The following is a 1,520-nucleotide window of genomic DNA, read 5'->3' on the forward strand; positions in this document are numbered from 1 at the left end:
GTGCGCAGAACCTGAACAAGGAGCGCGCCCGCCTCGTCGATATCGTCACCACGCTGGACCGGCTGCTCTCGGGCCTCACCGATGCCGGCGAGCTCGTGGAGATGGCCCGCGAGGAGGGCGACGAGGACACCCTGGCCTCGGTGGAGGCGGACCTCGAGCGCTACCGCGCGGACGTCGAGTCGCTGGAGTTCCAGCGGATGTTCTCCGGCGAGATGGACGACCGCAACGCCTTCCTGGACATCCAGGCCGGCTCCGGCGGCACCGAGGCCCAGGACTGGGCCAACATGCTGCTGCGCATGTATCTGCGCTGGTTCGAGCGCCGCGGCTTCAGCGCCGAGATCATCGAGCTCTCCGAGGGCGACGTCGCCGGGATCAAGAGCGCCACCGTAAAGGTCGAGGGGGATCACGCCTTCGGCTGGCTGCGTACCGAGACCGGTGTGCACCGGCTGGTGCGCAAGTCGCCGTTCGACTCCGGCAACCGGCGTCACACCTCGTTCGCGGCGGTGTTCGTCTCCCCGGAGATCGACGAGGACGTCGCCATCGACGTCGATCCCTCGGACCTGCGCGTCGATGTCTACCGCGCCAGCGGTGCCGGCGGCCAGCACGTCAACCGCACGGAGTCGGCGGTGCGTATCACCCACCTCCCCACGGGGATCGTGGTTCAGTGTCAGAACAGCCGCTCCCAGCACGCCAACCGCGCCACGGCGATGAACCAGCTCCGCGCCCGGCTCTACGAGCTGGAGATGCAGAAGCAGCGCGAGAAGGCGGAGCAGGTCGAGGACAGCAAGTCGGACATCGGCTGGGGCAGCCAGATCCGCAACTACGTGCTCGACCAGTCGCGGATCAAGGACCTGCGTACCGCCGTGGAGGTGGGTAACACCCAGGCCGTGCTGGACGGCGATCTCGACCAGTTCATCGAGGCGAGTCTCAAGGCCGGGCTCTGAGGGGCGCGCCGTGATCGCCGGTACGGGGGCGGGGCACTGCCCGGGCCGGAACGACCGGGTGGGGGTGGCAGGCCGGTCACGGACACGCTGTGAACACGTCCCTGTACGCCCGACGATGGCCGTCCCTGACCGCCGTCGATCCGGGACCGGCCCACCGCGCCCGCGGTCGGCGGCAACCGGCGCGTTTCAACGAAATCGCACTTTTAACAACGGATTAATCGGACTTTCCAGACGCCATGTCCACACCTGAACAGACCGACGAGAACAAGCTCATCGCCGAGCGCCGGCGCAAGCTCGCCGACTGGCGGGAGACGGGCCACGCCTTCCCCAACGACTTCCGGCCGGACGCGGAGGCGGGTCGGCTGCAGGCGGACTACGCCGACGCCGAGCGCTGGGATGCGGACGCCCTGGCGGCGGCGAACGTGCGGGTGCGCGTCGCCGGGCGGCTGATGGCCAAGCGGGTGATGGGCAAGGCGAGCTTCACCCACGTCCAGGACATGAGCGGGCGCATCCAGCTGTTCCTGCGCCGGGACGACCTCCCGGAGGGCGGGTACGCGGCGTTCAAGGGCTGGGACC

General features: G+C 69.2%; 2 protein-coding genes. Both read left to right on the plus strand.

All coding sequences use genetic code 11. The annotated features are described in order from the left end of the window. Positions 1-944: peptide chain release factor 2 (gene prfB / locus G7A99_RS12080; RefSeq protein ID WP_163140470.1), on the plus strand; the 944-nt coding region annotated here is incomplete at its 5' end. Positions 945-1,180: 236 nt separating this feature from the next. Beyond that, positions 1,181-1,520 (plus strand): OB-fold nucleic acid binding domain-containing protein (locus G7A99_RS25495; RefSeq protein ID WP_240466259.1); only part of this gene is annotated, 340 nt, incomplete at its 3' end.

The sequence above is a fragment of the Arhodomonas sp. KWT genome (assembly GCF_010993615.1).